The organism is Streptomyces sp. NPDC049627 (assembly GCF_044465645.1).
In the GTDB taxonomy this organism is placed as follows: domain Bacteria; phylum Actinomycetota; class Actinomycetes; order Streptomycetales; family Streptomycetaceae; genus Streptomyces.
Map to the genome: position 1 here is coordinate 277,432 of NZ_JBITLW010000014.1, position 26,378 is coordinate 303,809.

The 26,378-nt window shown below is 72.4% G+C and carries 26 protein-coding genes and 1 riboswitch; of the genes, 19 read left to right on the forward strand and 7 right to left on the reverse strand.

Annotated features, from left to right (window positions below):
- Positions 1–46: 46 nt before the first annotated feature.
- Entirely contained in the window at positions 47–334 is a 288-nt protein-coding gene (locus ACIBU0_RS34565; RefSeq protein WP_398826590.1) for a metal-sensitive transcriptional regulator, read from the reverse strand.
- 65 nt (positions 335–399) lie between these two features.
- Here ACIBU0_RS34565 and ACIBU0_RS34570 point away from each other — a divergent pair, with 65 nt between their 5' ends.
- Entirely contained in the window at positions 400–993 is a 594-nt protein-coding gene (locus tag ACIBU0_RS34570) for a rhodanese-like domain-containing protein (protein WP_398826592.1), read from the forward strand.
- Between the two features lie 12 nt (positions 994–1,005).
- On the opposite strand, the gene ACIBU0_RS34575 is transcribed toward ACIBU0_RS34570, so the two are convergent.
- Positions 1,006–1,599 carry a transketolase gene (locus ACIBU0_RS34575; RefSeq protein ID WP_398826594.1) on the reverse strand — a complete coding sequence of 198 codons (594 nt, stop codon included), beginning with the start codon at positions 1,597–1,599 and terminating at the stop codon, positions 1,006–1,008.
- A gap of 257 nt (positions 1,600–1,856) precedes the next feature.
- Between ACIBU0_RS34575 and ACIBU0_RS34580 the strand changes: the two genes are divergently transcribed.
- Genes ACIBU0_RS34580 through ACIBU0_RS34595 form a run of 4 tightly spaced genes read left to right on the forward strand, consistent with a single transcriptional unit; the run spans position 1,857 to position 7,246 of the window.
- Positions 1,857–2,627, forward strand: coding sequence for an isopentenyl transferase family protein (locus ACIBU0_RS34580; RefSeq protein WP_398826596.1), 771 nt, complete (start codon positions 1,857–1,859; stop codon positions 2,625–2,627).
- Entirely contained in the window at positions 2,624–3,952 is a 1,329-nt protein-coding gene (locus ACIBU0_RS34585; RefSeq protein ID WP_398826598.1) for an FAD-binding protein, read from the forward strand. Before ACIBU0_RS34580 ends, ACIBU0_RS34585 begins: the two co-directional genes overlap by 4 nt.
- Positions 3,949–5,463, forward strand: a complete 1,515-nt coding sequence (locus tag ACIBU0_RS34590) for a TIGR00730 family Rossman fold protein (RefSeq protein ID WP_398826600.1) — start codon at positions 3,949–3,951, stop codon at positions 5,461–5,463. The genes ACIBU0_RS34585 and ACIBU0_RS34590 overlap by 4 nt, the downstream gene beginning before the upstream one ends.
- Before the next feature lie 28 nt (positions 5,464–5,491).
- Positions 5,492–7,246: an ABC transporter ATP-binding protein gene (locus ACIBU0_RS34595; protein WP_398826602.1), complete on the forward strand. Its 1,755-nt coding sequence runs from the start codon at positions 5,492–5,494 to the stop codon at positions 7,244–7,246.
- Between the two features lie 7 nt (positions 7,247–7,253).
- On the opposite strand, the gene ACIBU0_RS34600 is transcribed toward ACIBU0_RS34595, so the two are convergent.
- A complete protein-coding gene (locus tag ACIBU0_RS34600; RefSeq protein WP_398826604.1) occupies positions 7,254–8,099 on the reverse strand; it encodes a (2Fe-2S)-binding protein in 846 nt (281 codons plus the stop codon).
- 184 nt (positions 8,100–8,283) lie between these two features.
- Here ACIBU0_RS34600 and ACIBU0_RS34605 point away from each other — a divergent pair, with 184 nt between their 5' ends.
- The 9 genes from ACIBU0_RS34605 to ACIBU0_RS34645 all read left to right on the forward strand — a co-directional run bounded on the left by ACIBU0_RS34605 (position 8,284) and on the right by ACIBU0_RS34645 (position 19,623).
- Positions 8,284–9,312, forward strand: a complete 1,029-nt coding sequence (locus tag ACIBU0_RS34605; protein ID WP_398826606.1) for a FecCD family ABC transporter permease — start codon at positions 8,284–8,286, stop codon at positions 9,310–9,312.
- On the forward strand, positions 9,309–10,358 hold the full coding sequence (locus ACIBU0_RS34610) for a FecCD family ABC transporter permease (protein ID WP_398826608.1): 1,050 nt from the start codon (positions 9,309–9,311) through the stop codon (positions 10,356–10,358). Before ACIBU0_RS34605 ends, ACIBU0_RS34610 begins: the two co-directional genes overlap by 4 nt.
- Before the next feature lie 197 nt (positions 10,359–10,555).
- Positions 10,556–11,374, forward strand: coding sequence for an ABC transporter ATP-binding protein (locus ACIBU0_RS34615; RefSeq protein WP_398826610.1), 819 nt, complete (start codon positions 10,556–10,558; stop codon positions 11,372–11,374).
- Between the two features lie 28 nt (positions 11,375–11,402).
- Positions 11,403–12,422 carry an ABC transporter substrate-binding protein gene (locus ACIBU0_RS34620; RefSeq protein ID WP_398826612.1) on the forward strand — a complete coding sequence of 340 codons (1,020 nt, stop codon included), beginning with the start codon at positions 11,403–11,405 and terminating at the stop codon, positions 12,420–12,422.
- 107 nt (positions 12,423–12,529) lie between these two features.
- Positions 12,530–13,705 (forward strand): acetyl-CoA carboxylase biotin carboxylase subunit family protein, encoded by a 1,176-nt coding sequence (locus ACIBU0_RS34625; protein ID WP_398826614.1) that lies wholly within the window; start codon positions 12,530–12,532, stop codon positions 13,703–13,705.
- A complete protein-coding gene (locus ACIBU0_RS34630; RefSeq protein ID WP_398826616.1) occupies positions 13,702–15,363 on the forward strand; it encodes an IucA/IucC family protein in 1,662 nt (553 codons plus the stop codon). Before ACIBU0_RS34625 ends, ACIBU0_RS34630 begins: the two co-directional genes overlap by 4 nt.
- Positions 15,360–16,556: an MFS transporter gene (locus ACIBU0_RS34635; protein ID WP_398826618.1), complete on the forward strand. Its 1,197-nt coding sequence runs from the start codon at positions 15,360–15,362 to the stop codon at positions 16,554–16,556. The genes ACIBU0_RS34630 and ACIBU0_RS34635 overlap by 4 nt, the downstream gene beginning before the upstream one ends.
- Positions 16,556–18,376: an IucA/IucC family protein gene (locus ACIBU0_RS34640; protein ID WP_398826620.1), complete on the forward strand. Its 1,821-nt coding sequence runs from the start codon at positions 16,556–16,558 to the stop codon at positions 18,374–18,376. Before ACIBU0_RS34635 ends, ACIBU0_RS34640 begins: the two co-directional genes overlap by 1 nt.
- Entirely contained in the window at positions 18,373–19,623 is a 1,251-nt protein-coding gene (locus ACIBU0_RS34645; RefSeq protein WP_398826622.1) for a type III PLP-dependent enzyme, read from the forward strand. Before ACIBU0_RS34640 ends, ACIBU0_RS34645 begins: the two co-directional genes overlap by 4 nt.
- Positions 19,624–19,699: 76 nt before the next feature.
- Here the strand turns inward: ACIBU0_RS34645 and ACIBU0_RS34650 are convergent, their stop codons facing one another.
- A complete protein-coding gene (locus ACIBU0_RS34650) occupies positions 19,700–19,957 on the reverse strand; it encodes a hypothetical protein (RefSeq protein ID WP_398826624.1) in 258 nt (85 codons plus the stop codon).
- A 170-nt stretch (positions 19,958–20,127) separates the two neighbouring features.
- Here ACIBU0_RS34650 and ACIBU0_RS34655 point away from each other — a divergent pair, with 170 nt between their 5' ends.
- Positions 20,128–20,493, forward strand: coding sequence for a nuclear transport factor 2 family protein (locus tag ACIBU0_RS34655; RefSeq protein ID WP_398826626.1), 366 nt, complete (start codon positions 20,128–20,130; stop codon positions 20,491–20,493).
- An 83-nt stretch (positions 20,494–20,576) separates the two neighbouring features.
- Here the strand turns inward: ACIBU0_RS34655 and ACIBU0_RS34660 are convergent, their stop codons facing one another.
- The gene (locus ACIBU0_RS34660) at positions 20,577–21,749 is read right to left on the reverse strand and encodes an alanine--tRNA ligase-related protein (RefSeq protein ID WP_398826670.1); all 1,173 of its coding nucleotides are present in this window, start codon (positions 21,747–21,749) and stop codon (positions 20,577–20,579) included.
- Positions 21,750–22,035: 286 nt separating this feature from the next.
- On the opposite strand from ACIBU0_RS34660, the gene ACIBU0_RS34665 reads away from it, so the two are divergent.
- From ACIBU0_RS34665 to ACIBU0_RS34675, 3 genes are all read left to right on the forward strand, one after another.
- A complete protein-coding gene (locus ACIBU0_RS34665) occupies positions 22,036–23,106 on the forward strand; it encodes a YihY/virulence factor BrkB family protein (RefSeq protein ID WP_398826627.1) in 1,071 nt (356 codons plus the stop codon).
- A 102-nt stretch (positions 23,107–23,208) separates the two neighbouring features.
- Positions 23,209–23,475 (forward strand): DUF4235 domain-containing protein, encoded by a 267-nt coding sequence (locus ACIBU0_RS34670; protein ID WP_398826629.1) that lies wholly within the window; start codon positions 23,209–23,211, stop codon positions 23,473–23,475.
- Between the two features lie 61 nt (positions 23,476–23,536).
- Positions 23,537–23,620, forward strand: a riboswitch (ZMP/ZTP riboswitch).
- A gap of 22 nt (positions 23,621–23,642) precedes the next feature.
- Positions 23,643–24,491, forward strand: coding sequence for a bifunctional 5,10-methylenetetrahydrofolate dehydrogenase/5,10-methenyltetrahydrofolate cyclohydrolase (locus ACIBU0_RS34675; RefSeq protein WP_398826631.1), 849 nt, complete (start codon positions 23,643–23,645; stop codon positions 24,489–24,491).
- Positions 24,492–24,503: 12 nt separating this feature from the next.
- Here the strand turns inward: ACIBU0_RS34675 and ACIBU0_RS34680 are convergent, their stop codons facing one another.
- Positions 24,504–25,493 (reverse strand): CU044_5270 family protein, encoded by a 990-nt coding sequence (locus ACIBU0_RS34680; RefSeq protein WP_398826633.1) that lies wholly within the window; start codon positions 25,491–25,493, stop codon positions 24,504–24,506.
- Positions 25,486–26,019 carry an RNA polymerase sigma factor gene (locus ACIBU0_RS34685; RefSeq protein WP_398826635.1) on the reverse strand — a complete coding sequence of 178 codons (534 nt, stop codon included), beginning with the start codon at positions 26,017–26,019 and terminating at the stop codon, positions 25,486–25,488. The genes ACIBU0_RS34680 and ACIBU0_RS34685 overlap by 8 nt, the downstream gene beginning before the upstream one ends.
- Before the next feature lie 105 nt (positions 26,020–26,124).
- Between ACIBU0_RS34685 and ACIBU0_RS34690 the strand changes: the two genes are divergently transcribed.
- On the forward strand, positions 26,125–26,378 hold a 254-nt coding region (locus ACIBU0_RS34690; RefSeq protein ID WP_398826637.1), incomplete at its 3' end, for a cbb3-type cytochrome c oxidase subunit I.

A 26,378-nucleotide genomic window follows, 5' to 3' on the forward strand; every position in this document is an offset into this window, starting at 1 on the left:
GCCCGTGGCCCGTACCCGTGGCACCTGTGCCGGCCAACCGCGGCACCTATGCCAACGACAGGAACAGCTTCTCCAGCCGTGCCTTCATCTGCTCCGTCGTCTCACCGTTGCGATCGCCCTTCTCGGCGTCGGTGAGGCACTGCTGGAGCCCGGTCGCGATGATCGCGAAGCCGGCCCGGTCGAGAGCCCGGGAGGCGGCGGCGAGCTGCGTGACGACGTCCTCGCAGTCGCGGCCCTCCTCGATCATCTTGATCACTCCGGAGATCTGACCCTGCGCCCGGCGCAGGCGGTTCAGCACCGACTTGAGGTCATCGCCCTCGAACTGCAGCTCCACGATCACTCCTCTGCATACCCTTGGGGGTATTTTACCTCCTTCCCCTCGAAAGGATCTCGCTTCCCGTGAACTCACCGCTCGAGCCCCCCGCCCTCGACGCCGACGAGGCCCGCACCCGCCTGCCCGGCCTGACCGTCATCGACGTGCGCACCCCGGGTGAGTACGCCGCCGGGCATCTGCCCGACGCCCTCAACATCCCCATGGACCGGCTCGACTCAGCCCTGCCCGCGCTGCGGCGGCTTCCCGGCGAGCTGCTGGTGGTCTGCGCCTCCGGCGCCCGCTCGGAGCGAGCCTGCCGCCTCCTCGCCGGGCACGGCATACCGGCCATGACCCTGTCAGGCGGCACCCAGGGCTGGGCAGGGCGCGGGCACGAACTGCGGCGGCCGGCGCCGGGCCGGCGCACCGTCTGGGCGATGGAGCGCCAGGTGCGTTTCACCGCGGGCGCGATCGTCCTGCTCGGACTGGCCCTCGGACTGCTGCACCCGGCCTGGCAGCTGCTCTCCGCGGGGATCGCGGCCGGGCTGGTGTTCTCGGCCCTCACCGACACCTGCGGCATGGCCGTCCTGCTGTCGAAGCTGCCGCACAACCGCCCGCGCCCCGCCGACCTCGAAGCGACCCTGGCCACTCTGGCCGAGCGAGGACGGTCCGCCGCCGGCTGAGGAACGTCCGGATCACCTCAGGAAGTCCCGGACGGCCCGGGCGAGGGCCGCCTCGTCCAGGCCGTCCGCACCGCCCAGGGCCAGCAGCCGGTGCGGTACGTGGACCAGCGTCTCGGCGACGTGCCGGGCCGACAGGCCGGGCTGTCCGGGCTCGACCAGCACCACGTCGGCGTGGTCGGCGGCCAGGACAGCGGTGCGCAGGCCGACCTGGTCGAAGGGGCGGACGGTGGCCGCATACAGCACGGTCAGGTCGAGGCCGGACGTGGCGCGCAGGACGGGGTCGAGGGTGGCGCCGACCGCGGCGACCACGCCGTCCAGCCCTTCACGGACGAGTTCGAAGCCCTCGCTCACGCCGCGCGGTTCGGCGTTGGAGTCGCCGGACACATGGACGTACGCCCGGTCGCCGCGCCGTACGGCGCGCTGGATCGCGCGGCGCACCTCGTCGGGGTGTCCGGGCGCGTGCACGGTCCAGCGGGAGTCGGCGGCGAGCCTGGTCAGTTCGTCGACCGCGCCGTAGCCGACGAGGACGGCGGCGGGCGCCGCGGGCACATCGGCGCGGGACCGGGGAAGGGCCTCGGCGGCGGCCAGCAGCATGTCGGAGTTCATGGGAAATCCTTCCGGGGGCGGGTTCATTACGGCACGTCAGGAATTCGTTAAGAAAACGCCCCGACACACCGTCACATGACCCTGAATTACCCGAAGTTATCGACTCCAGCGCGACCTTCTTGAAACTTTAACAAACCCACAGGAATGTGGCTGTCTCTTTGCCCGATCGGGGCATAACGCTGGGCCAGTACGCGGGTTCGGGTGCGTAGCTTGAAGGGAGTTCTTTCCCGCAGACCAAGCCGAGGGGGAGTCCCGTCATGGCCGACACCGCACCACCTCCCGTGACCCGCCCGCGCGTCCATCTGATCGCGGGGCCGACCGGAGTCGGCAAGAGCGCGGCGGCCACCGAGCTGGCCCGGGCCACCGGTGCCCCGATCGTCGTCGCGGACCGGCTTCAGTGCTTCACCGACCTGGCCACCGCCAGCGCCCGCGCCGGAGCCGACGTACCGGGCGTGCGCCGGCACTGGCTGGGCGACCGGACCTTCGCCGACGGCGACCTGTCCGCGACCGAGGCGACGAACGCGCTGGTCGCGCTGGTGGAGCGGCTCGCCTGGACGCACCCGCTCGTGATCGTCGAGGGCGGATCGATCTCCCTGCTGCGGGAGCTGTGCGACCGCCGGTCCGCCCTGGCCTGGCAGCTGACGGTCCGTCTCCTCCCGCTGCCCACACGCGACGAGTACCTGGCCGCCCTGACCCGCCGGGCGCACGAGATGCTGATCCCCGGCGCCTGCGGTCCCGGCCTGCTGAAGGAACTGGCCGCGCTGTGGCGCGATCCCCGCCGGCGGTTGCTCGCGGCCTCCGTCAACGGATTCGAGGCCGTACTCGAATGCTGCGCAAAATATTCACTCGACGTCGCGAACATCGACCGACAGGACATCCCCGAGCGCGTCCTGAACCGGATCGCCGCGCTCATCGCAGAACGGCACGCGGAGCACGGCTTTCTCCAGCATCGTGTGTTCACCGAAATTTTCGGAAGTCCGGTGACGGAATCCGGGTTCGCCCTCGGCGGCCTGGAGCGTGCGGCATGAACGGAACTCCGGATGTGAAGGACGTGGCCGTCGATTTCGGCCACATCATCGACTCCTGTCCGCTCGGCGTCGTCGCGGCGCCGTCCGTCGCCGCCGTACGGGAACTCCTCTGTTTCGCCGCTCCGCACGGACTGCCGGTCTCCGCCCGCGGGGGCGGACAGGCGCTGTACGGGCAGGGTCAGGCGCACGGCGGCTACGTCGTCGACATGGCCCCGCTGAACGAGGTGCGCTGCGCTCCGGACCGGCGGACGCTCACGGCCGGGGCGGGCGCCTCCTGGCGGGATGTCGTACGGGCCGCGCTCGCCGAAGGGCTCACGCCCCCGGTGCTGCCCGACCACCTCGGCGGCAGCGTCGGCGGTGTGCTGAGCACCGGCGGCTTCGGCGGCTCCAGCCACCGGTACGGTCTGGTCGCCGACCGGGTACGGGAGGTGGAGGTCGTCACGGGCACCGGAGAGCACCTGACCTGCTCACCCGACCGTCGCCCGGACCTCTTCCGGGCCGTCCTCGCCGGGCTGGGCCAGTGCGCGCTGATCGTCGGCGCCACGCTCGCCCTCGTGCCCGCCCCCACGCATGTGCGCCGCTACCGCCTGTACTACGACTCGCCCGGCACCTACGTCACCGACCAGCGGCGGCTGGCCCGCGACCCCCGCTTCAGCCATGTCACGGGGCAGGCACGGCCGGCGCTCGACGGCGGCTGGCAGTACATGATCGAGGCGGTGGCACCGCACGCCGCCCCACCGTGCCCCGGCCGGCCACCCGCCGACGACGAGCTGCTCATCGGCGACCTGGACCACGACCGCGACACCGAGGAGATCGCGGACCTGTCGTACGCCGAGTACCTGCACCGCCTCGACCGCGACGAACGTCTCCTGCGCGCCACGGGCGAGTGGCACCGCCCGCACCCCTGGCTCACCCTGCTGCTCCCCGAACAGGCCGTGACCTCCTTCGTTCCGGCCCTGCTGGCCGAGGACGCCCAGCGAGGCCTGCGCGCCTGCGGCACGGTCCAGCTGCGCCCCCTGACCGGCCGGGCCCTGCACGCCCCGCTGATGCCCAGGCCCGCGGGTGAACTCCTCTGCCTCCTGTCCCTGATGCGCACGGCACCACCCGACCGGCCCGGCGTCGTACGCCGTCTGGTGGCGGCCAACCGGGCGCTGTACGAGCGCGCCAGGGCCGTCGGCGGGGTCCTGCACCCGGTCGCGGCGCTGCCCATGGCGCCGGACGACTGGCGTTCCCACTTCGGCCCGGTCTGGCCGGAACTCGCCGGCGCCAAGGACCGGTACGACCCGCACCACATCCTGACCAGGGGGTACGGGCTGTGGGCGTGACGACGGTGACCGTCTTCTGCGGCTCCTCCCCCGGCAGCCGGCCGGGCCATGTGGGGATCGCCGCCGAACTCGGCCGTGCCCTGGCCGGAGCGGGTCTGCGGCTGGTCTACGGCGGCGCCCGCATCGGCCTGATGGGGGCGGTCGCGGACGCGGCTCTGGCCGCCGGGGGCTCGGTCACGGGAGTGGTGCCGAGCCGCATGCTGCCGTACGAGATCACACACCCCGGGCTCACCGAGCTGGAGGTGGTCGCGGACATCCATCAGCGCAAGGCGCGCATGGCCCAGGCGTGCCACGCCTTCGTGGCGCTGCCGGGGGGCCTGGGCACGGCGGAGGAGCTTCTGGAGGTGCTGTCCTGGGCCCAGTTGAGGGTCCACGGCAAGCCGTGCCTGCTTCTCGACCCGTTCGGTTTCTACCGTCCTTTGCTGTCGTTCCTGGAGCACGCGCGGGACGAGGGCTTTCTCCACCCCGGGGACCTGGAGCGGATCGTCGTGTGCGAGTCGGCCGAGGAGGTGGTCGCCCGCCTGACGGGCACGGCCCCGGCCGTCCCGCGCCGCACGGACGAGGTGCGGAAGCCGACGGGCCGGACCGCCTTCCTGTTCTCCGCGGCAGGGTCCCAGCAGCCGGAGATGGGGCGTGAACTCCACGGCGCCGCACCCGCGTTCGCCGACGCGCTGGACGAGGTCTGCTCACTTCTCGATCCGTACCTCGACCTCCCTCTGCGGGAGGTGATGTTCGCTCCGGCCGGGACGCCCACGTCCGGGCTGCTCGACCGCATCGTGTACGGCTATCCGGCGATCTTCGCGCTGCAGGTCGCGCAGTACCGGCTGCTGGAGAGCCAGGGACTCGAACCGGACGTGCTGTTCGGCTACTCGGCCGGGCACATGGCGGCCGCGCACGTGGCGGGTGTCTTCTCACTGGCGGACGCCTGCCACGCGGTCGGCACGTTGTCGCACCTCATGGGGAAGATGCCGGAGGGGGGACGCATGGCCGCCGTGGAGGCCTCCCCCGAGGAACTGCGCCTGGGGCCGACGGCGGTGATCGCCGCGGTCAACGGACCCCGGTCGGTGGTGGTGTCGGGGGACCGCGCGACGGTCACCGAGATCTGCGGGGAGTGGTCGGCCCGTGGTCGCCGCACCCGTCTCCTGCGGGCCGACGTGGCGCCGCACTCCCCGTACTTCGACCCGCTGTTGGCGGACTACCGCCGGGCACTGGAGACGCTGGACCTGCGTGCCCCGCGCATCCCGCTGATCTCCGACACGACTGCCCGGCCGGTGGGCCGCGAGGCCGCCGGGCCGGACCACTGGGTGCGGGCCCTGCGTGATCCGGTCCGCTTCCCGGACGCGGTAGCCCGTATGCGGCGCGACGGGGCGAGCGTCTTCCTCGAGCTGGGGCCGGGCGAGGTACTGACCGGCATGGTCGGTGCCTGTCTCCCGGACGGGGGCGATAGGCCGATCGTGCTGTCGGTCGCCCGGAACTGGCGCGCCGCGCACGGACGGGCCGACGTAGCCTGAAGGCTCCGACCGACTCCGAAGGAGCGCCGTGAGCACTGACCGGACGCCGACCGACCAGCCCGCGTGGCGGCTCCTCCTCGGATACGTACGGCCGCATCGGTGGACCCTGTTGGCCGGAGCCGTGCTGTCGCTGGTCACCGGGGCCACCGGGCTCCTCCTTCCGCTGGTGGCACGGGGGTTGATCGACGACCTGTCCCACGACCGGGCCATCACCGGGGCACTGCTGCTCATGTCCGGCCTGGTCGTGGCCAACGCGGCGGTGGGCGCGTTGGGTTCGTACGTGCTGCGGCGCACCGCGGAGTCGGTGGTGCTCGGCGCGCGGCGCGCCCTGTCGTCGTATCTGCTGCGGCTGCGCATCACGGCGGTGGACCGCAGTGAGCCGGGCGATCTGATGGCCCGCATCACCTCGGACACGACGCTGTTGCGCGAGGTCACGACCGACTCGCTCGTGGGCCTCGGCACGGGCGGCCTCACCCTGCTGGCGACGGTGGTGATGATGGGTCTAGTGGATCCGGTGCTGCTGACGGTCACACTCGCCGTGGTCCTGGGCGCCGGCACGGTCCTCGGCGTGATCGTGCCGCGCATCAACCGGGCCAGCCGGCAGGCGCAGAACGCGGTCGGTGTGATGGGAGCCTCGCTGGAACGGATCCTCGGCGCGCTGCGCACGGTGAAGGCGTCCGGCGCCGAGCACCGGGAGGAGCGGACGCTGCACGAGGCCGCCGAGGAGTCGTGGCGGCAGAGCGTGCGGGCCGCCAAGTGGTCGGCGGCGGCGGGCAACACGGCCGGGCTCGCCATGCAGATCGCCTTCATCACGGTGCTCGCGGTGGGCGGCGCACGGGTGGCGACGGGGGCGATCGACATCGGCACGCTGGTCGCGTTCCTGCTCTACGTCTTCTATCTGATGTCGCCGATCCAGCAGGTCGTCGGCGCGATCACTCAGTACCAGACGGGCGCGGCGGCCCTCGCCCGCATCCAGGAGGCGCTACGGCTGCCCGCCGAACCGGCCGCCGCCCCCGCGCCGTTGCCCGCAGCCGGGGAGCAGCCCGCCGCGCTGGCCTTCGAGGACGTGCGCTTCCGCTACGCCGACGATCTGCCGTACGTGCATCACGGGGTGACGTTCGCCGTGCCCGCGCAGGGCATGACGGCGTTCGTCGGACCGTCGGGCGCGGGCAAGACCACCGTCTTCTCCCTCATCGAGCGGTTCTACGACCCCGAGGCCGGGACCATCACCCTCGACGGACGGGACCTCGCGGACTGGGAGCTGTCCCGCCTGCGCTCCGCCATCGGCTATGTGGAGCAGGACGCCCCGGTCCTGTCGGGTTCGCTGCGGGACAATCTGCTGCTGGGCAACCCGGACGCGGAGGACGACGCCCTCACCCGGGTGCTCAAGACGACCCGCCTCGACGGTCTGGTCGCCCGGCTGCCCGGCGGTCTGGACACACTCGTCGGACATCGCGGCACCAAGCTGTCCGGCGGCGAGCGGCAGCGCGTGGCCATCGCCCGCGCCCTGCTGCGCCGCCCGCGTCTGCTGCTGCTCGACGAGGCCACCTCGCAGCTGGACGCGGTGAACGAGGCGGCGCTGCGCGACACCGTCGCCGACGTCGCCCGGACGACCACGGTGCTGGTCGTAGCGCACCGGCTGTCGACGGTGACGATGGCCGACCGGATCGTGGTGATGGACGCGGGCCGGGTGCGTGCGGTGGGGACGCATCGCGAACTCGTCGCGGGGGATCCGCTCTACGCCGAGCTGGCGGCGACGCAGTTCCTGGCGACCGCCGAGTGAGCCCGTCTCAGCTCTGCAGCCGGCGCAGCCGTTCCGCGTCGCCGGTGCGGGGGCAGGTGACACACGCCTCGTCGGGACGGATCGTGTAGTACATGCAGCAGCCGGTACGGGTGCGGGTCGGGTGCCGGTGACCGTCATCGGTCGTCAGGTACCGGAAGTCGGCGCCGGCCGGGTACGGGGCCAGGCTCTTCGGCAGCAGCTCGCCCGCCGCGCGGACGGCGTCGTCCTCGCGGCCGAGCGTACGGCCGAGGTACCAGATGCCGGAGACCAGGTCGTCGGCGACCATGCCCCACAGGGCGCGTGAGCCACGCCGTGCGGTGGGACCGAGCGCGGTCAGCAGCGGCTCCAGATGCTCGGCGACCGCGCCCCTCAACTCGGAGCGCAGCGCCTCCTCATGAGGGGCCGTCAGCACACCCGGCAGCGCTTCCAGGGGGTCGCCGGCCAGACAGGTGAGATCACTCCCGGGCACGAGCGTGAACTCGGCCGTGGCGAGGTCCAGCCACAGGTCCTCGGGCCGGATCCGGGGAACCCGGCGCTCCAGGTACCAGACCCCGCTCATCAAGAGCGAGACGGACCAGGCGTAGTCGTGCAGCGCGCGGGAGGCGGCCACGTCACGGCGCGGCACCGTCCCGTGGCGCTGCTGGATGCGTGCCGCTTCCGCCTCGACGAAGGCGTCCAGCAGGGACTCGTCCTTCGTCAGGTCCGCCGCACTCACGCCTGCTCGGACCACCTCGGCGCCAGGCTCCGCGACGCGCACGGACAGGACTTCACACAGGTCCGTCAAGCTCCGATAGACGCCACCGAGCGTGCGCGCGACGGCGCCGACCGGCGGGGTCTTCAGGGCCATGGGCATGGGAGCTCCTGTGCAGGGTTCAACGCAAGGACCAACGGAAGTCAGCTAGGTTAGGCTTACCTTACATCCATGATCACACGAGAACGGCGAGGTGAGGCAAGGCGTGGAGATCATCTATTGCGCATGTCACAGCGAGCCCACAGCGGTTGAATTCTAAAGCAAGGCTAACCTAATCTCACCGCTTGTGACTGCGACTCAACAGGGCGCACCCCCCACAGGTGTGCCCTTCCGTGCCCTGAGGCACATACCGCTCTTCCTCATCGGCATCGCCGCCCTCGGCCTGTGCACCGCCCTGAGTCTCGCCCTCGGCGCCCGTCCGGTGCCCCTGTCCACCGTGACCGACGCCCTGTTCGGCGACGCCCAGGGACGGGACGCGCTCGTCGTGACCGGCCTGCGGCTCCCCCGTACCGTCATCGGCCTCGCGGTCGGAGCCGCGCTCGGGGTCGCGGGGGCCGTCGCGCAGGGCATCACCCGCAATCCGCTCGCCGAGCCGGCGACGCTGGGCATCAACGCGGGCGCCGGTTTCGCGGTCGTCGTCGCCATCTTCGCGCTGAAGCTCAACAGCCCCGCCCAGTACGTGTGGTTCGCGTTCGCGGGCGCGGCCGGCGCCGCCCTCTTCGCGCAGGCGCTGGCCCGGCGCGCCGGGGACATCGACGCCGTACGGCTGGCGCTCGGCGGCACCATCCTCCAACTGGTGCTGCTGTCCTGGACGTCGGCGGTGATGCTGATGAACCAGCGCACGCTGGACGAGGCCCGCTTCTGGCTGGTCGGTTCGCTGGCCGGCCGGACCTTCGACGTGCTGTGGCCGGTGCTGCCGACCCTGCTGCTCGGCCTCGTTCTCGCCCTGGTGGTCTCCCCCGCCCTCAACGCCCTTGCCCTGGGCGACGATTCGGCCCAGGCGCTCGGCGTTCCGGTGGCCCGGATCCGGCTTGCCGGCGGTGTCGCGGTCGTGCTGCTCGCCGGGTCGGCGGTGGCGGTGGCCGGTCCGGTGGCCTTCATCGGGCTCGCCGCGCCCCATCTCGTACGGCCGCTGCTCGGCGGCGACCACCGGCTGCTGGTGCCCGGCTGCCTCATCGCCGGTCCCTTGCTGCTGCTCGCGGCCGATGTGCTCGGCCGGCTGGTGATCCGTCCCTCGGAACTGGAGGTCGGCATCGTGACCGCGTTCCTGGGCGCGCCGCTGCTGGCGCTGCTGGCGCGCAGGGTGGCCCGATGAGCGCCGCGGTCGTCTCCGTGCGGACGAAGTCCACGTCCCGTGCCCGGGTCCGGCGCCGCGTCCTGCTGTACGCCGCGACCTCTCTGGCCCTGCTGTTCGTGCTGCTCACCGTCTCCCTGACGACGGGTGAGATCCCGATGCCGGCCGGTACCGCCCTGCGCGGGCTGATCGGCCTCGGGGATCCGGGCGACGTGCTGGTCGTGCAGCAGTTCCGCGCGCCCCGGTCGGTGGCGGCGATCGTCGCCGGTGCGGGGCTGGGCACGGCGGGCTGTGTGCTGCAGCGGCTGTTCCGCAATCCGCTGGCCTCCCCGGACGTCATGGGCGTGACGGGCGGGGCGTCGCTGGGCGCGGTGGCGCTGATCGCCGCCGGGGCCTCACAGGCGCTGATCCCGGTCGGGGCCCTGGGCGGCGGGCTGCTCGCGGCGCTGCTGCTGGGCGTGTTCGCCTGGCGCTCGGGCCTCGCGGTCACCCGGCTGGTGCTCACCGGGCTCGCCGTGCAGGCCGGTCTCGCCGCCGCCGTGAACCTGATGATCGTGCGCTTCCCGGCCGAGCTCGCCGGATCCGCGCTGCAGTGGACCACCGGTTCGGTGTACGGGCGGACCTGGACGGAGGTGTGGGGAGCGGGCGGCACGATGGTGCTCGCGCTCGCCGCCGCGCTGGTGATGCACCGTCGGCTGGCGGTGCTCGACCTCGGCGACGACTCGGCGGGCGCGCTCGGTCTGCGCACCTCCCGCGCGCGGCTCCAACTCCTCTTCGTCGCGGTCGCGTTGGCGTCGCTGGCGGCCGCGCTCGCCGGTCCGGTGACGTTCGTGGCGCTCGCCGTACCGCACATCGTGCGGTACGTCACCGGGCCGCCGACCGCCGCGTCCCTGGCGCTGGCCGGGCTCACCGGGGCGGTCCTGCTGCTCGCCTCCGACCTGGTCGTGCAGCACCTGCTGCCGATCGAGGGGCTGCCGGTCGGCGCGGTCACCGCGACGCTGGGCGCGCCCTGGCTGCTGGTGCTGATGCTGCGGCAGAGCTCGCCGGTGCGCAGGAGCCACGGATGACCGAGCACGCCTCCGGGGGTGCCGCCTTGTGCCGTCTGGCGTCTGCTGCGCCGTCATGGCTGGTCGCGCCCGCGCGGCGGAAGCCGCATGTTCGACACAGCCCCGCGCCCCTATGGGGCACTGCCGAACCGACGTCGACTTCGTCCGACTTGTTTACCGCCCCGCACAAACACTCCACCGGCCCCCAGGAGCCGCACATGCCCCCCACCCCCAACCAGCTCTCCACCCAAGGCCTCGATCTGCGCTACGGCGACCGGCTCGTCGTCGGCGGGCTCGACCTCACGCTGCCGGGCGGGGCCGTCACGGCCATCGTCGGTCCCAACGCCTGTGGGAAGTCGACCCTGTTGAGGGGCCTGAGTCGGCTGCTCGCCCCGGCCGCGGGCACCGTCACGCTCGACGGCGCCGACATCCACCGGATGTCCGCCCGGGCCCTGGCCCGCCGCATGGGACTGCTCCCGCAGCAGCCGGTCACCCCGGAGGCGATCACCGTCGAGGCGCTCGTACGCCTGGGCCGGTATCCCCATCAGCGGCTGCTGAGCCCCTGGTCCGCCGGCGACCAGAAGGCCGTGGACGAGGCCCTGGAGCGGACCGGCACCACGGCCCTGCGCGACCACCCCGTCGACCGGCTCTCCGGCGGCCAGCGGCAACGCGCCTGGATCGCGCTGGCGTTGGCCCAGGACACCGAGCTGCTGCTGCTCGACGAGCCCACGACCTTCCTCGATCTGCGGCACCAGCTCGACGTCCTCGATCTGGTGGCCGCCCTGCACGCCGAGGCGGGCCGCACCGTGGTGATGGTGCTGCACGACCTCGGTCAGGCCGCCCGCTACGCGGACCACATGGTGGTCCTCAAGGACGGCCGCCTCGCCGCAGCCGGCGCCCCGGCCGACGTCCTCGACGCGGAGCTGGTCCGGTCCGTGTTCGACGTGGACTGTCGGGTGATCCCCGATCCCGAGACCGGCACCCCGCTGGTCATCCCCAAGAGCAGCGCGGTGCGGCACACCGCCGCGACCGCCTGATCAGTCCCCACTCACAGAAAGACCCCCCATGCCCAAGCGATCTCCCCTGCGCGCAATCGGCCGGCTCATCGCCGTGCTGCTCGCCGTCGTCCTCGGTACGGCCGTCCTGGCGGCGTGCGGCAGCGAGGACTCCGGCAAGGACAGCGACACCGCCAAGGCCGCCGATGACAGCTCCGCCTTCCCCCGCACCCTCAAGACGGTGATGGGCGAGGTGAAGATCCCGTCCCAGCCGAAGCGGGTCGTCGTGCTCGACACCGGTGAGCTGGACGACGTCACCCTGCTCGGCATCGACCCGGTCGGCGCGGTCGCCCCCCACTTCAAGACTTCAGGCGGGTTCCCGACGTACCTGAAGGGCGAGTTGAAGGACACCGTGGACGTCGGCCCGCTCCTGGAGCCGAACCTGGAGAAGATCGCCTCGCTCAAGCCCGATCTGATCCTGTCCTCCAAGGTGCGCCACGAGAAGGTCTACGACAAGCTCAGCGCCATCGCCCCGACCGTGTTCACCGAGACCACCGGCGGTGTGTGGAAGGAGAACCTCAAGGTCCACGCCGAGGCGCTGGGCCTGGAGAAGGAGGCCGCGGCCAAGCTGAAGGAGTACGAGACGCAGGCCAAGGCGCTCGGTGAGGCCATCAAGAAGAAGGACGGCGGCACCATGCCGACCGCGTCCGTGGTCCGCTTCATCGCCGGTCCGACCCGGCTGTACCAGTCCAACTCCTACAGCGGTGTCGTCCTGAACGACATCGGTCTGCAGCGCCCGAAGTCGCAGATCTCCAGCGACCCCGAGGTCACGATGAAGGACGTCAGCCCCGAGGAGATCGACCAGGCCGACGCCGACCTGATCTTCGTCACCGCCGCCGACGCCGAGGACAAGACCCAGAAGAAGCAGGTCGTCTCCAACCCCGTCTGGAAGAGCCTCCCGGCGGTGAAGGACGGCAAGGTCTTCGAGGTCCCGGACGAGACCTGGATGTCCGGCATCGGCGTCCAGGCCGCCGAGGAGATGCTCAAGGACGTGGCCAAGGCCACCGGTGTGGAGCTCCCGGCGAAGTAACGGCCGCTGTTCTCGCAGGGCGGGCCGTGCCAGACGGCCGGCATCCGTGGCCGACCGGCCCGGCCCGCCCCGACCCCCCACCCGCTAGCGGAAGTTGTCCGTCTGCCATGCGCCTGTATCTGCTCGCCCTCAACCCGACCGACTCCGTCACCGAGGGCTTCCTGCCCGCCGCCGCCCGTCTCGGCCTGGACGTCACCCTCCTCACCGACCAGCCCGACGCCCACCGCCGCACCTACCCGGACATCGAGGTCCTGGAGTGCGACGTCCGTGACTTCCGGGCCGTCGTCACCCGCATCTCGACGCACCACGCCCCCGGCGCCGTCTTCACCAACAGCGACCACCTCCAGACCCAGGCCGCCCTGGCCGCCGCCTACTTCGGCCTCCCCAGCAAGGACTGGCGTGCCACCCTGCGCTGCAAGGACAAGGCCGAGATGCGCCGCCGCCTCGCCGCGGCCGGCGTGGACACCGTGTGGTCCGCCGAGCTGACGGAACCGGTCGCGCCCGGCGACGCGCCGTACCCCTGTGTCGTCAAGCCGCGCGAGGGCGTGGCCAGCGAGGACGTCGTCCTCGTCGACGGCCCCGAGGAACTGGTGAGCCGCTCCAAGGAGATCCTGCAGCGCCGCCCGGACACCGTCCTGGTCGTCGAGGAGTACCTGCCCGGCGACCTGTTCACCCTGGAGACCCTCGGCGACGGGAACGTCCGCCATGTGCTGGGGGGCTTCCACACCGAGCTGTCGCCGCCGCCGTACTTCATCGAGGAACGCCTCACCTTCGTCCCCGCCCACCCCGAGCCGGTCGTCGAGCAGGTCCTGGCGCAACTGGACGCGCTGGGCGTGGGGTTCGGCGCCTGCCACACCGAGTTCGTGGTGCACCAGGGGCGGGCGCGGATCATCGAGGTCAACTACCGTGCCATCGGCGACCAGTGCGACCTGCTGCTGGCCCGGCTCCTGGACATACCGCTGTTCGAGCACATCCTGCGCACCCACCTCGGCGAGGCCCTCCCGGCCGACCTGGGCGCCCGCCGCGACGGCGCGGCCCGCCTGGAGTACCCGTGCGCCGACCGCGCCGGCACCCTGGTCGGCGCGCCCGCCGCGGCCGACGTGGACATCGACGGCGTGCATCTGACGTACCGTCCGCTGCGGGCGGTGGGCGAGCGCCACGAGCTGTACATGACCAACCGGGACTACCTCGGGGTGCTGCGCGCCACCGGGCCCGACCAGGGTGCGGTGGACCGGGTGGTGGCCGAGTTCCTGGACGGACGGCAGTGGGAGATCCAGCCGTGACCGCCGCCGCGGTGCGGGACACCTCCGAGGCGGAGCTGCTCACGCGGGTGCTCAGCGCGCTCCTGCGCGAGGACGTGGTCGGGCTGCGCACCGGCAGCACGATCGTCCACAAGGAGGACGGTCCCTGGCTACGGCTCCCCACGGCACAGGACGCCCTGCTGATGCCTGTCGTGGAGGACGGCTACCAGTGCGCGTACGCCGCCCGGCTGCCGCTTCTCGTACGCGAGTCGGACGGCTCGCAGTTGATGTCGTGCGACACCGTGCTCGGCGCGCTGCGCGAGCTCGCCGATCCCGAGGACCGGGGCGGCTTCGACGCGTTCGCCGAGGAGTGCCGTCAGACGCTGGCGACCATGCGGCTGCACACGGCGACACGGAGGGAGATCATGGCCCGGCTCACGGCCGAGGAGGGCCTCGCGGGCAGCCTGGCGTACGACACGCTCGCCGCCCGCCACGACCACCCCGTGTACCCGACGGCACGCGGCCGCTCCGGGCTGACGGAGGAGCAACTGCGGGCGTACGCCCCCGAGTTCGGACCGCGCTTCGCACTGCGGTGGGCCGCCGTGCCCCGGGACGAGGTCACCCGGACGGGCAAGCTGCCGGAGTTCTGGCCGACGCCCGACACGCTCGGCCTGGCCGAACTGCAGGACACGCATGTGACGCTTCCCGTCCATCCGCTGACCGTCGACGCCCTGCCCGGCGGCACGGTACTGGCCGACCGCGCCCACCTGGACGTCGTACCGACCCTCTCCATGCGGACCGTGGCCACGGTCGCCGATCCGTCCGTGCACCTCAAACTCCCCCTCGCCACCGCTACCTTGGGCCTGCGCAACAAGCGGACCATCAAGCCCGGAACGCTGGTCGACGGCGCGGTGGGCCAGCGGCTGCTGGAAGCGGTGATCGTGCGCGAGCCCCGCTTCCAGGAGACGGTCCTGCACGCCGACGAGACGACCTACGCCCACGCCGGGCACGAGTTGCTGGCCGTCCTGTGCCGCCGCTACCCCGCCGGACTCGACGACTGTGCGGTGGTGCCGATGGCGGCGCTCCTGGCCGAGGCGCCGGACGGACGCCCGGTGATCGACGGGCTCGCCGACCGCTTTTACGGCGGTGACCCGCTCGCCCTGCTGGACGCGGCCCTCACCCTGCTGTTCGACTGGCAGACCACCCTGTTCGGCTACGGCATCGCCCTGGAGTCGCACCAGCAGAACATCTCCCTGGTGCTGCGCCCCGGCAGTCTGCGGCTGCTGTTCAAGGACAACGACGGGCCGCGGATCAACACCGGGCGGCTCGCCGCCGCCCTGCCCGGGCCATGGGACTTCGACGACGCCCGGATCTTCACCACGGACGACGGGCCGATCGCCGACGTGTTCGCGACGATCACCCTCCATCTGTGCGCGGGGGCCTACGCGTTCGGGCTCCCCGGGCACCGCCGGGCGCTGCTGGACCTCGTGCGCAGGCGGCTGACCGAGGCGCTGGACCGGCTCGGCGGGGACGCGGCCGACGTGCTGCGCGCCCGCGTCCTGGACGCGCCGCGGCTGCCGGTGAAGGCGATGGTGACCGCCGGGACGCTGCTGTCCAAGGAACGCTCGGGCGCGGCCGACATCAACAAGCACTACACGACCGGCCCCAACTACCTGCTGACCGGCGGTGGTCGGGCATGAGCGCACAGGCTCTGCGCATGCCGCGGTCCGGGTTCGGGCGCGGGCAGGTACAGGCGGTGGCCGGCTGCTACTTCGTCGCGTCGTTCGCGGCGCTGGGGCTGCCGCCGTATCTCACCGAGATCCTGCCGGAGCTGGGCGACCGCCAGGCCCGCTGGGCGGGCGTGCTCTATGTCGTGCCGACCGTGTTCGGCGCGCTCGGCGCCCCGCTGTGGGGGCGGCTCGCGGACCGGTTCGGCCGCAAACGGCTGCTGCTGCGCGCCCAGCTGGGGCTCGCCGTGTCCTTCCTGCTGGCAGGCTGGGCGGACTCGCTGACCGCCTTCACGGTGGCGCTGGTGCTGCAGGGCATCCTGGGCGGCACGTTCGCCGCCTCCAACGGATACCTGGGCGCCGCACTCGAAGGCCCGGCGCTGTCCAAGGCACTCACCCTGATGCAGGGCAGCGCGCGGGCGGCCCTGGTCGTCGCGCCGATCGTGGTCGGTGCGCTGTCCGGCTGGCTCTCCCCGCACCGGCAGTACGCGCTGCTCGCCGTACTGCCGCTGACGGCCGCCCTGCTGCTCGCGGCGCTGCCCGAACCGGAGCCGGTAGAGCGGTCGCAGAAGACGTCGAAGCCGGTGGACGAGGCGGTCCCGGCGGTCTCACTGAAGGTGCTGTACGCGCTGGAGTTCGCCTTCGTCTTCTCCACGGTCATCTCCTTCCCCTACCTGATCGCGCTCGTGGACGACCGGATCCCGGGCACGTCACCGGCGCTGTCCGGGGCGCTCTTCGCCCTGCCCCACCTGGTCTATCTGGTGTCGGCGCTCGCGGTGCACGCCGCGTTCCGGGACCGTCCGCGGGCCGGGATCGCGCTCGGCTTCACCTGTATCGCGCTCGGGCTCGCCGGGCACGGGGCCGCCGGTTCACTGGCGTCGCTGATCGCCGTACGACTGCTGCTGGGCGCGGGACTCACCCTCGGCCTCGTGTCCTTGTCGGTGCTGGCCGCCGACTGCGCCAAGGGCCGGGCGCCGGGCGGCATGTTCGGTTCGCTCGAGTTCTTCTCCAAGGCCGGCGCGGTCGCCGCCGGCGTGGCCGCGGCGGCGGGCAGTGCCCGCTTCGGACCGGCCGCACCCGTGCTGATCGGCGGCGCCGCTGCCGCCGTCACCGTCGTCGCGATCCTCCTGCCCACCCCGAACCACCGCACCCGCCGGAGCCGCTGATGCCTTCCCTGACCGTCCCCCAGACTCCGTCCGGGGGTACCCCCATCTCGCTTCGCTCGCCCGGCAGCACCGCCGCCCCCGCCCACCTGCCCACCGCCGACGACGCGGTCGCCCACACCCTGCTCAACTGCCTGCTGCGCGAGGTCTCGGGCCCCGAGCACCAGACCGTGGTCACCGACGGCCGCCTGCTGCTGCGCCTGCCCCGGCGCGGGGTCCTGCTGCGCGTCGCCCTGCGCCGTACCTCGCTGATCGGTGCGCACCGGTTCACCGGCCCGGTGAGCGAGCAGCGCGACGGCGACTGGACCGAGGTGGACTGGCGGCGCCTCGCCGAGTACACGCACGACGAGCTGTCGCTGCGGACGGGCGTGCGCAACGAGGAGTTCCTGGAGCAGATCGTCTCCAGCCACGCGGCTGTGGCGAGCGCGCTCGCCGCCCCACGGGCGGATGCGGCCCCGGACTCGGCCTCCAACGACCGGCTCGCCCCTCTCCCGGCCTACCTCGCCTCCGAACAGTCCCTCCTGTTCGGCCACCGCTTCCACCCCACGCCCAAGGCCCGCACCGGCGACCCCCGCGCCTGGTCCGCGTACGCCCCGGAGGCCGGGGCCTCCTTCCCGCTGCGGCACCTCGCCGTACGCTCCGGCCTGATCGCCGAGGAGTACGCCGACGCCGCGGCCGTCGCCCCGCTCGACCGGCAGCGCACGGACGTCCCCGAGGGCTACCGGCTGCTCCCCGTCCACCCCTGGCAGTACGAGACGCTCCGCGAACACCCGCTGCTCCGGGCCGCCCTGGACCGCGGAGACGTCATCGACCTGGGCCCGGGCGGGCAGCCGTTCGCGGCCACCGCGTCGGTGCGCACCCTGTACGACGGTGAGACCTTCCTGAAGTTCAGCCTGAACGTGCGCATCACCAACTGCCTGCGCAAGAACAGCAGTTACGAGCTGTCCGGCGCCGTCGCGCTCACCCGCGTCCTGGCCCCTGCCCTCGCCGACCTGGCCGACCGCTTCCCCGGCAGCGCGGTGCTGCGCGAGCCCGCCTACCGCACCCTGGCCCTGCCCGGCCCGGACGGGACACCGGACCGCGCGCTGTTCGAGGGCTTCGGCGTCATCGTCCGCGAGGGCCTGCCGAAGCGGCTCGCGCCGGGCACCACTCCCCTGCTGGCGGCGGCCGTCGCCGACGAGTACCCGACCGGCCCCGCGCACATCTCCCGGCTCCTCGACGGCGCCGACGAGCGGGCGGCCCTCGACTGGTGGTCGGCGTATCTCGACCTCCTCGTCCCGCCCGTCCTCGCCGCGTACTTCGATCACGGCCTGGTCCTGGAACCCCATCTGCAGAACGTCCTGATCTGCGTGGACGGCGACGGCAGACCGGCCCAGGTACTCTTCCGCGACCTGGAGGGCACCAAGCTGGTCCCCGACCACCACGCCGACACGCTCGCCGCGCTGCCGCCCGAGGTCGCGGGCCCGATGACGTACGACGCGCAGCGCGGCTGGGACCGCGTGGTCTACTGCCTGCTGGTCAACCACGTGGCCGAGCTGCTCGCCGCCCTCGCCGACCTGCACCCCGGTGCGGAGGCAGCACTGTGGGCACGGGTGCGCGCCACGCTCCAGTCGTACACCGACAGGTTCGGCTGCCCGCCCCGCATGGCGGCTCTGCTCGCGGGCGTGCCGCTGCCCGCCAAGGCCAACCTGCTCACCCGCTGGGAGCGCAAGGCCGACCGCGAGGCCGGTTACGTCCGGCTGCCGTCCCCGCTCGCCGAGGCCGTCCTCGGCGGCGCGACCGGAGCCCGGGTCCTGCGCGGCACGACCGGAGGTGCCCGGTGACCCAGCCGACGCCCGCGGTCCGCGACCGCGCCCTGTCCCTGCAGTCCGCCGAACTGCCCGCCTACCTCTACGACTTGGCGGCACTGCGCGACCACGCCGCCGCCGTGCGGGACGCCCTCCCCGAGCGGGTCGAGCTGTACTACGCCGCGAAGGCCAACCCGGAGCCGGAGATCCTCACCGCGCTCGGGCCGTACGTCGACGGGTACGAGGTCTCTTCGGGCGGCGAACTCGCCCACGTCGCCAAGGCGGTGCCGGGCCGCCCGCTCGCCTTCGGCGGTCCCGGCAAGACGCCGGACGAGGTGACGGCCGCACTGGAGACGGGAGTCGAGCGCTTCCACGTGGAGAGCGGCTACGAGCTGCGCATGCTGGCCGAGTCGGCGCGGAGGTTCGCGCCGGGCCGACGGGTGGCGGTGCTGCCCCGGGTCAACCTGCCGGTGGCCGACGGGTCGCTGGCGGGCAGCTCACTGGCGATGGGAGGGCGTCCGACGCCCTTCGGCATGGACCCGGAGGGGGCCGCCGAGGTCGTCCGCGCTCTCACGGACGGGACGTATCCGCATCTCGAACTGCGCGGCATCCACGCCCACTTGGCCAGTGGCCTGGAGGCGGCCGAGCAGGTCGCGGTGGCGGAGTCGATCGTGACCTGGGCGACCGGCCTGGGCGTGCGCCTCGCCGAGGTGAACGTCGGCGGCGGCATGCACGTCGACTACGGCGCCCCCGAGCGCCGCTTCGACTGGGGGGCGTACGGCCGCGGGCTCGCCCGCCTGACCGAGCGCCACCCGGGGCTGACCCTGCGCATCGAGCCGGGCCGGGCGCTCACGGCGTACTGCGGCTGGTACGCCACCGAGGTGCTGGACGTGAAGCGCAGCCACGGCGAGGAGTTCGCCGTCGTGCGCGGCGGCACACACCATCTGCGGACACCGGCGACCAAGGGCCACGACCAGCCCTGTTGCGTGCTGCCGGTCGACGCCTGGCCCCACCCGTGGCCGCGGCCGGCCGCCGACGGCGAGCGAAGCGAGATGGGGGTCCCCCCGGACGAAGTCCGGGGGAGGGTCACCCTGGCCGGTCAGCTGTGCACGCCGAAGGACGTGCTGGCCCGCCGGGTGCCCGCGGCCGGGCTCAGGGCCGGGGACCGGGTCGTGTTCGCACTAACCGGTGCCTATGCGTGGAACATCTCCCACCACGACTTCCTGATGCACCCGAAGCCGGGTTTCCACTTCCTGCCGGCGCCGGCCGACGCCGCTGGGTAGAGGGCACGTCACTCTCGGCGCACGCGAAGGGCCGCCCGGAGCATGCTCCGGGCGGCCCTTCCTGCGGGTCAGTGGCTTAGCGGCGACCGAGTTGTGCCGCGCGCAGCTCGCCGAGCTGGTTGAGGTGGCCCAGCTGCTGGGAGACCCGCGGGACCCGGTGCCTCTGCTGCTCGGGAATGCCGCTCTGGGCGAGCGCGTCGAGGGTGGCGATCGGGTTCAGCTGCGGGCCGGCGTTCCGGGTGTCCGCGGGGTGCGCGTTCGCCAGCGGAGCGGCGAGACCCGTGAGACCGGCGGCCAGGCCAACGGCGGCTGCGATACGTCGTGTTGACATCATGCTTTCAGCAACGCGGGCGGCCCGCCACCGGACACGGCCACCCCGCGGCTCTCACCCGTCAGGCCCAGCGCCCGCCCCGCGCTTGCCGAGTGCGGCGGGGCGGAGGAGGCTCTTCAGGAGAGGTCCTCGCGGCCGTCCCTCGCCTTGCCGCGGGCCTTGAGGAGGTCACCATGGGCACTGCCACAAGCCCCTCGTTCGACACCGAAACCCTGCGCCGGGGCATAGAAGGACAGACCCCGGACACGCTTCTGTCGCTGTACGCGGACGACGCCGAGATCCGCGTCGTGAACCGCAACGCCCAGCCCAGCCACCCCAGGGTGGTGCACGGCCGGAACGAGATCGCCGAGATGCTCACCGATGTCTACAGCCGCGACATGTCGCACAAACTGGAGGGATGCGTCGTCCAGGGCAATCACGCCGCCTACTGCGAGTCCTGCGAGTACACGGACGGGCTGCGCGTCCTGTCCGAGTCGATGATCACGCTGCGGGACGGCAAGATCTCCCAGCAGATCATGATCGAGGCGTGGGACGAGTAGGAGGGATCGGCGAAGATCCGGAAGGTCCGGGTCGCCTCGCGGCCGACCCGGACCTGCTCGGCCGTCACGAGGTCGCCCGGCCGTCAAGGGGTTCGCAGCGTCGTGACGAGGTCGCGGGGCAGACCGTGGGTGTCGTGGAGGTAGCGGTAGTCCTCCTCGCTCAGCGGGCCCTCGAACCGCTGCCCGCCCAGCACGCGGCGGCCTCGCTCCAGGAGCCTGCCGAAGCGCCGTTCCTCGTCCAGGAGCACCTCGCGCACCGGGCTCGTTCCGCGCGGTTGGCGGAAGTGGTCCAGTGTGTGCCCGACGACGTCCCCGGGCAGGTCGGAGAGCGTGCGCGAGGGGTCGTCTCGCCACAGTGTGGTGAGGGCGCGGCGGATCAGTCGGCGCAGGACGTAGCCGCGTCCGGTGGGGGACGGCCGTACGCCGTCGCCGATGACGGCGATGCCGGAGCGCAGGTGATCGCAGACGAGCCGGGTCGACGTGCCGTCCAGGTCCCACAGGGGCGGCAGCACCCGCATCCACGGTTCGAACAGGTCGCTGTCGTAGACGGAGTCGTGTCCCTGGAGGACCGTTACGAGTCGCTCCAGCCCCATGCCCGTGTCGACACAGGGCCGTTGGAGGGGCTGGAGGCTGCCGTCCTCGTGCCGGCGGTAGCGCATGCTCACGTGGTTCCAGACCTCGACCCACCGTGGGTCGGTGGTGGGGCTGCCCTGGGGTGGGACGCCGAGGCCGCCGGTCCAGACGAAGATCTCCGAGTCGGGGCCGCACAGGCCGACGGGGTCGTGGGACCACCAGTTCTCGTCCCGGGTGGACTCCACGGGCAGCCCCAACTCCCGCCAGGTGTCCAGCGATTCACTGTCGGGGCCGACCCTGCCGTCGCCGCCGAAGACGGTGACGTACATCCGCTCCGGCGGGATGCCGAACCCGTCGTGCAGCAGCTCGTAGCCCCAACGCAGGCTCTGTGAGTGCCCGTAGTCGCCCAGGGACCACGAACCGAGCATCTCGAACACCGTGAGGTGGGTCCGGTCGCCGACCTCGTCGAGGTCGGTGGTGCGCAGACAGCGCTGGACGCTGCTCAGGCGCGTTCCCTGTGGATGCGGTCGGCCTTGCAGGTAGGGGGTGAGCGGGTGCATCCCCGAGGTGGTGAACAGCACCCGGTCGCAGGGCGGCGGCAGGAGGGTGCCGCCGGTGAGGTGCTGGTGTCCGCGCTCGCTGAAGAAGTCGGTGAAGGTGCCGACGATCCGGTCGGTGCTCATGGTCGTGTTCATCGCGGTGTTCCTTCGGGTCAGGGGGACCGGAAAGAGCCGCGGGAGAGAGTGCGACCAGGGGAGGCAACACACCGGCGGTCCGTTTCCGGCCGCCGGGGAGGGGTGGGATCAGGCGTCGGCAGCCGAGGAGCTGGTCGCTCGCGCGGCTGCGGTGCGGGTGTGCCTGATGACCTTCATGGAATCGACGCTAACAGTCGGCCCCGGGGGGTGTCGCGGGATTTCCCGGCAGCCGCGTCCCGCGCGTGAGCTGCGCAAGGCCGGATACCCGGGGACCATGACTCGACTTCTCAAATCCAGGCACAAGGATCACCGGGCACGGCACAGTCCGCCTTCGCAGGAGGCCGCGCAGGCGTCGCAGGAGCGGTTCGGTCCGGATCCGCAGGTGGAGCAGCGGGCGCCCGACACGCCCACCGACCTGCCCAAACGGTCGTGGCGGGAGGCGCTGAAGGGCACGCTGCGGGAGTTCAAGGACGACGAGCTGACCGATCGCGCGGCGGCCCTGACGTACTACGGCGTGCTGTCGCTCTTCCCGGCCCTGCTCGTGCTGGTGTCCCTGCTCGGGCTGGCCGGCAAGTCCGCCACCGAGGAGGTCCTGGACAACATCAAGCAACTGTCGCCGGGCGAGGCCCGGGACATCCTCACGCGCGCGGTCGAGCAGTTGCAGGGCAACGGCGGTCTCGGCTCCGTCATGGCCGTCGTCGGTCTCGCGCTGGCGGTGTGGTCGGCCTCGGGCTATGTCGCGGCCTTCATCCGCACCGCCAACGCCGTGTACGACATGCCCGAGGGGCGCCCGGTGTGGAAGGTCCTCCCGGTGCGGCTCGGCGTGACCGTCGCGCTGATGGTGCTGGCGGTGCTCAGCGCGCTGATCGTCGTCTTCACCGGCGAGGTGGCCCGCCAGGTCGGCAACTCGCTGGGCATCGGCGACACGGCCCTGACCGTCTGGGCCATCGCCAAGTGGCCCCTGCTGGCCGTCCTGGTGACCACCATGATCGCGATCCTGTACTGGGCGACCCCGAACGCCAGGATCCGCGGCTTCCGGTGGATCACTCCGGGCAGCTTCCTCGCCCTGGTGATCTGGATGATCGCCTCCGCGGGGTTCGCGCTCTACGTCGCCAACTTCGCCTCGTACAACAAGACGTACGGCACCATGGCCGGCGTCATCGTCTTCCTGATCTGGCTGTGGGTCGGCAATCTGGCCATCCTGCTGGGCCTGGAGTTCGACGCGGAGGCGGCACGCCAGCGCGCCATCGCGGGCGGGCATCCGCCTGAGGAGGAGCCCTACGTCGCCCCGCGCGACACCCGCACCTGGGACGAGCAGGACCGGCGCCGCCTGCGCGGCCCGTAGGGCGCCGGGCGGTACGGGAGGGCGGCGCCCGGGTACCCGGCAGGAGCCCGCTCCCCGGGGAACGGACCGATCGCGGCCGGCGGACCGCAGAGGAGCCCACCGATGAAAGCCTCCAAGATCGCCTACAAGCCCGTGGGCCTGGCCCTCGGCGCCGTCAGCGGCATGCTGGCCGGCGCGGCCTTCAAGCAGACCTGGAAGATGCTCGGCCATGAGCGGGACGCTCCGGACGCCACCGACGAGGACCGCGACTGGCGGGAGGTCCTGACGGCCGCGACCCTCCAGGGCGCCATCTTCGCGGGCGTCAAAGCCGCCGTGGACCGCGCCGGAGCCACCGCCACCCGGCGTCTGACGGGCACCTGGCCCGGCTAGGGGCCGACGTGCGGGGCCTGCGATCCGCAGGTCCGGGCCTCGCATGCCTCCGTTAGGGTGGGGCCCGGGCCGTGACTGGCGCTGAGGTGGAGCACCACCGGGGAGCGGCCTCGTAGAGTCGATGCCGTGCGCCTGGGCGAACCGGATGATCAGCCCAGGAGTGGATCATGACTCAGGCACGGCTCATGGACGGCACCGCGCTCGCCCGGAGGATCGTCGAGGAGAGCGCCAAGCGCGCGGCCGACATCACCGAGCGCACCGGCACCGCGCCCTGTCTCGCGACGGTACTGGTCGGCGAGGACCCCGCGTCCGTGACGTACGTCCGCATGAAGCGGAACCGGTGCCGCGCCGCGGGCATCACCTCGCGCCATGTGCCGCTGCCCGCCGACACCACCACCGAGCAACTGGTGGGCACCCTCCGCGACTTGTCCGCCGATGCCGGCGTGCACGGCATCCTGCTCCAGCACCCGATGGGCCCGCACATCGACGAGCGGGCCGCGTTCGAGGCCATCGCGCCGCAGAAGGACGTCGACGGTGTCACCTTCGCCTCCTTCGCGGCGATGAGCTTCGGACTGCCGGGATTCGTGTCCTGCACGCCCGGCGGCATCATGCGCCTCCTCGACGAGTACGACGTCGACCCGGCCGGCAAGCGTGCCGTGGTCGTCGGCCGCAGCGCGATCCTCGGCAAGCCGGCGGGCATGCTGCTGCTCGCCCGCGACGCGACGGTGACGTACTGCCATTCGCGGACGACGGATCTGTCGGCGGCCGTCCGGGAGGCGGACATCGTCGTCGCCGCCGTGGGGCGACCGCGGCTGATCCGGGGGCAGGACATCAAGCCCGGCGCCGTGGTGATCGACGCCGGGTACAACCCCGGGAACATCGGCGACGTCGACTTCGACTCCGCCGTGGAGCGTGCCTCGCTCATCACCCCGGTGCCGGGCGGCGTCGGTCCGATGACGATCGCCACGCTGCTGGAGCAGACCGTGGACGCGGCGGCCCGGCAGCTCGGGGTGTGAGCCCGCGGGAGGTCAGCGCATCCAGGCGCTGTACTCCATGACGTCCCCCGCCCGCACGCCGTACTCGGGCCGGCCCATGGTGAAGGTGGTCTCCAGGCCGAGGACCGTTCCGGTGGCGGGATCCAGGATCAACATGCGGCGGGTGGCGGAGGCGTCGTACACGTAGGCCTGTCCGCGCCTGCCCAGCCGGTCCGTCACCCGGCCGGCGGGCCGCAACCCCTCGGCGTCCGCCAGGAGTCGCGCCAGCGCGGCACTCTCGCGGGCGCCGAGGGTCCAGTGGTCGAGCAGGATCTTCGTGGCGTCGAGGAGTTCGGCGGTGGTCAGCGGCTTGCCGTGGTCCGACAGGTAGGGGCGCTCCGCTTCCTCCAGGTAGGCGTGCAGGCGTACGGCGTCGTGCGGCGGCCGGGACTCGGGCGGGGCGTCGCTCCAACTCGGCGGATAGGTCTGCCGGCTGATGACGTGCCCGTCTTCGACGAGGCGCGGCTCGCCGTCCGTCTCCCTGAGGACCGGCCGGCCCGGATGGCGCGGGTCGGTCGCCACCACGAGCTCCGTGTGGCTGTCGTCGGCGTTCCAGCGCACGATGCGTTCCTCGGGGAGGGTGATCGGCGGCCTGCCGTCGCTCATGCCGAGGCTCCACGACTGCACGTGGGTGCCCTTGCGCAGGGCGGGCGAGCCGTCCGCCGCGGCCGCCCGGGCGCGCTCGGCCAACGTCCGCAGGGACACCGGGGTGGAGTCGGCCTGCACGACGAGCGGGCGGGGTGCGGCGACGGCGGGTGCGGTGGTCTGGCCGGTGAACAGCAGTGCCGACACGAGCGCGGCGACCACGGCCGAGGCCGCGAGGCCCCATGCCCGTCGGGTACGGCGGCGGGGCGTGACAGGGCGCTGGTGCAGCAGCCGGTCGAGGCCGCGCTCGGCGGTGCGGTCCAGCGGACCGTCGCCGAAGTGGGGGCCGTCGGCCGGCACGGGGTTGGCGCGGCGCAGGAGGTCGAGTTCGTCAGCCATGGCCGTGTTCCTTCGATGCGGTCGCTGTGCTCATACGGTCGATCTCCGCTCTCAGCCGGCGGCGCGCCCGGTGCAGCCGCATCGACGCGGCCCGGCTGCCGCAGCCGAGGACGACGGCGATCTCGTCGACGCCGAGCTCCTCCCATGCCGTCAGGCGCAGCACCTCCTGGTCCGCCGGGGCGAGCCGCGCGAGCGCCTCGTGCACCCAGGCCCCCGGTGCCTCGGCGTCCGGACCGGCCTCGATGTGCCGGCCGTGGGCCGTGTCGTCGTGGCCGAGGCGGTCGACCAGCCGTCGCCGGCGCCCGTAGCCGCGTACCGCGTTCGCCAGGCAGTTGCGTGCCACGCCGTACAGCCAGGGCAGCGGGGCGGCCGGGAGGTCGTCCCGACGCCGCCAGGCGACGGTGAACACCTCCGCCACCACTTCCTCGACCTCACTCATGCGCCCGTCCAGTCGCCGCGCGACATAGCGGCTGACCGCCCAGTAGTGCTCGCGATAGGCAGCGGCGAAGATCTCGTCGTTGCTCATGTTCCGTTCGTGTCCGGCACCCGCTGGATCGTCACACCCGTTTCCGTGATTCTTGTCGCGTCACCCGAGTGTGACGTCCCGGCCGGGCGCGGACACAGGCGGGGCGTGAAGAGGATCAGAGACATCAGGAGCGTCAGAGCCGTCCAGTGGCTGACCACCACCGACCACAAGACGATCGGAACGCTCTACTTGGTCACGTCGTTCGCGTTCTTCGTGATCGGTGGCGTGATGGCGCTGCTGATGCGCGCCGAGCTGGCCCGGCCCGGTCTGCAGATCATGTCGAACGAGCAGTTCAACCAGGCGTTCACGATGCACGGCACGATCATGCTGCTGATGTTCGCGACGCCGCTGTTCGCCGG

Excerpts from the sequence above, each read along its gene's own strand:
- ACIBU0_RS34575 (WP_398826594.1), bottom strand. The coding sequence starts at position 1,599 with ATGAACTCCGACATGCTGCTGGCCGCCGCCGAGGCCCTTCCCCGGTCC.
- ACIBU0_RS34580 (WP_398826596.1), top strand. The coding sequence starts at position 1,857 with ATGGCCGACACCGCACCACCTCCCGTGACCCGCCCGCGCGTCCATCTG.
- ACIBU0_RS34585 (WP_398826598.1), top strand. The coding sequence starts at position 2,624 with ATGAACGGAACTCCGGATGTGAAGGACGTGGCCGTCGATTTCGGCCAC.
- ACIBU0_RS34600 (WP_398826604.1), bottom strand. The coding sequence starts at position 8,099 with ATGCCCATGGCCCTGAAGACCCCGCCGGTCGGCGCCGTCGCGCGCACG.
- ACIBU0_RS34610 (WP_398826608.1), top strand. The coding sequence starts at position 9,309 with ATGAGCGCCGCGGTCGTCTCCGTGCGGACGAAGTCCACGTCCCGTGCC.
- ACIBU0_RS34615 (WP_398826610.1), top strand. The coding sequence starts at position 10,556 with ATGCCCCCCACCCCCAACCAGCTCTCCACCCAAGGCCTCGATCTGCGC.
- ACIBU0_RS34620 (WP_398826612.1), top strand. The coding sequence starts at position 11,403 with ATGCCCAAGCGATCTCCCCTGCGCGCAATCGGCCGGCTCATCGCCGTG.
- ACIBU0_RS34625 (WP_398826614.1), top strand. The coding sequence starts at position 12,530 with ATGCGCCTGTATCTGCTCGCCCTCAACCCGACCGACTCCGTCACCGAG.
- ACIBU0_RS34635 (WP_398826618.1), top strand. The coding sequence starts at position 15,360 with ATGAGCGCACAGGCTCTGCGCATGCCGCGGTCCGGGTTCGGGCGCGGG.
- ACIBU0_RS34640 (WP_398826620.1), top strand. The coding sequence starts at position 16,556 with ATGCCTTCCCTGACCGTCCCCCAGACTCCGTCCGGGGGTACCCCCATC.
- ACIBU0_RS34650 (WP_398826624.1), bottom strand. The coding sequence starts at position 19,957 with ATGATGTCAACACGACGTATCGCAGCCGCCGTTGGCCTGGCCGCCGGT.
- ACIBU0_RS34655 (WP_398826626.1), top strand. The coding sequence starts at position 20,128 with ATGGGCACTGCCACAAGCCCCTCGTTCGACACCGAAACCCTGCGCCGG.
- ACIBU0_RS34660 (WP_398826670.1), bottom strand. The coding sequence starts at position 21,749 with ATGAGCACCGACCGGATCGTCGGCACCTTCACCGACTTCTTCAGCGAG.
- ACIBU0_RS34665 (WP_398826627.1), top strand. The coding sequence starts at position 22,036 with ATGACTCGACTTCTCAAATCCAGGCACAAGGATCACCGGGCACGGCAC.
- ACIBU0_RS34670 (WP_398826629.1), top strand. The coding sequence starts at position 23,209 with ATGAAAGCCTCCAAGATCGCCTACAAGCCCGTGGGCCTGGCCCTCGGC.
- ACIBU0_RS34675 (WP_398826631.1), top strand. The coding sequence starts at position 23,643 with ATGACTCAGGCACGGCTCATGGACGGCACCGCGCTCGCCCGGAGGATC.
- ACIBU0_RS34680 (WP_398826633.1), bottom strand. The coding sequence starts at position 25,493 with ATGGCTGACGAACTCGACCTCCTGCGCCGCGCCAACCCCGTGCCGGCC.
- ACIBU0_RS34685 (WP_398826635.1), bottom strand. The coding sequence starts at position 26,019 with ATGAGCAACGACGAGATCTTCGCCGCTGCCTATCGCGAGCACTACTGG.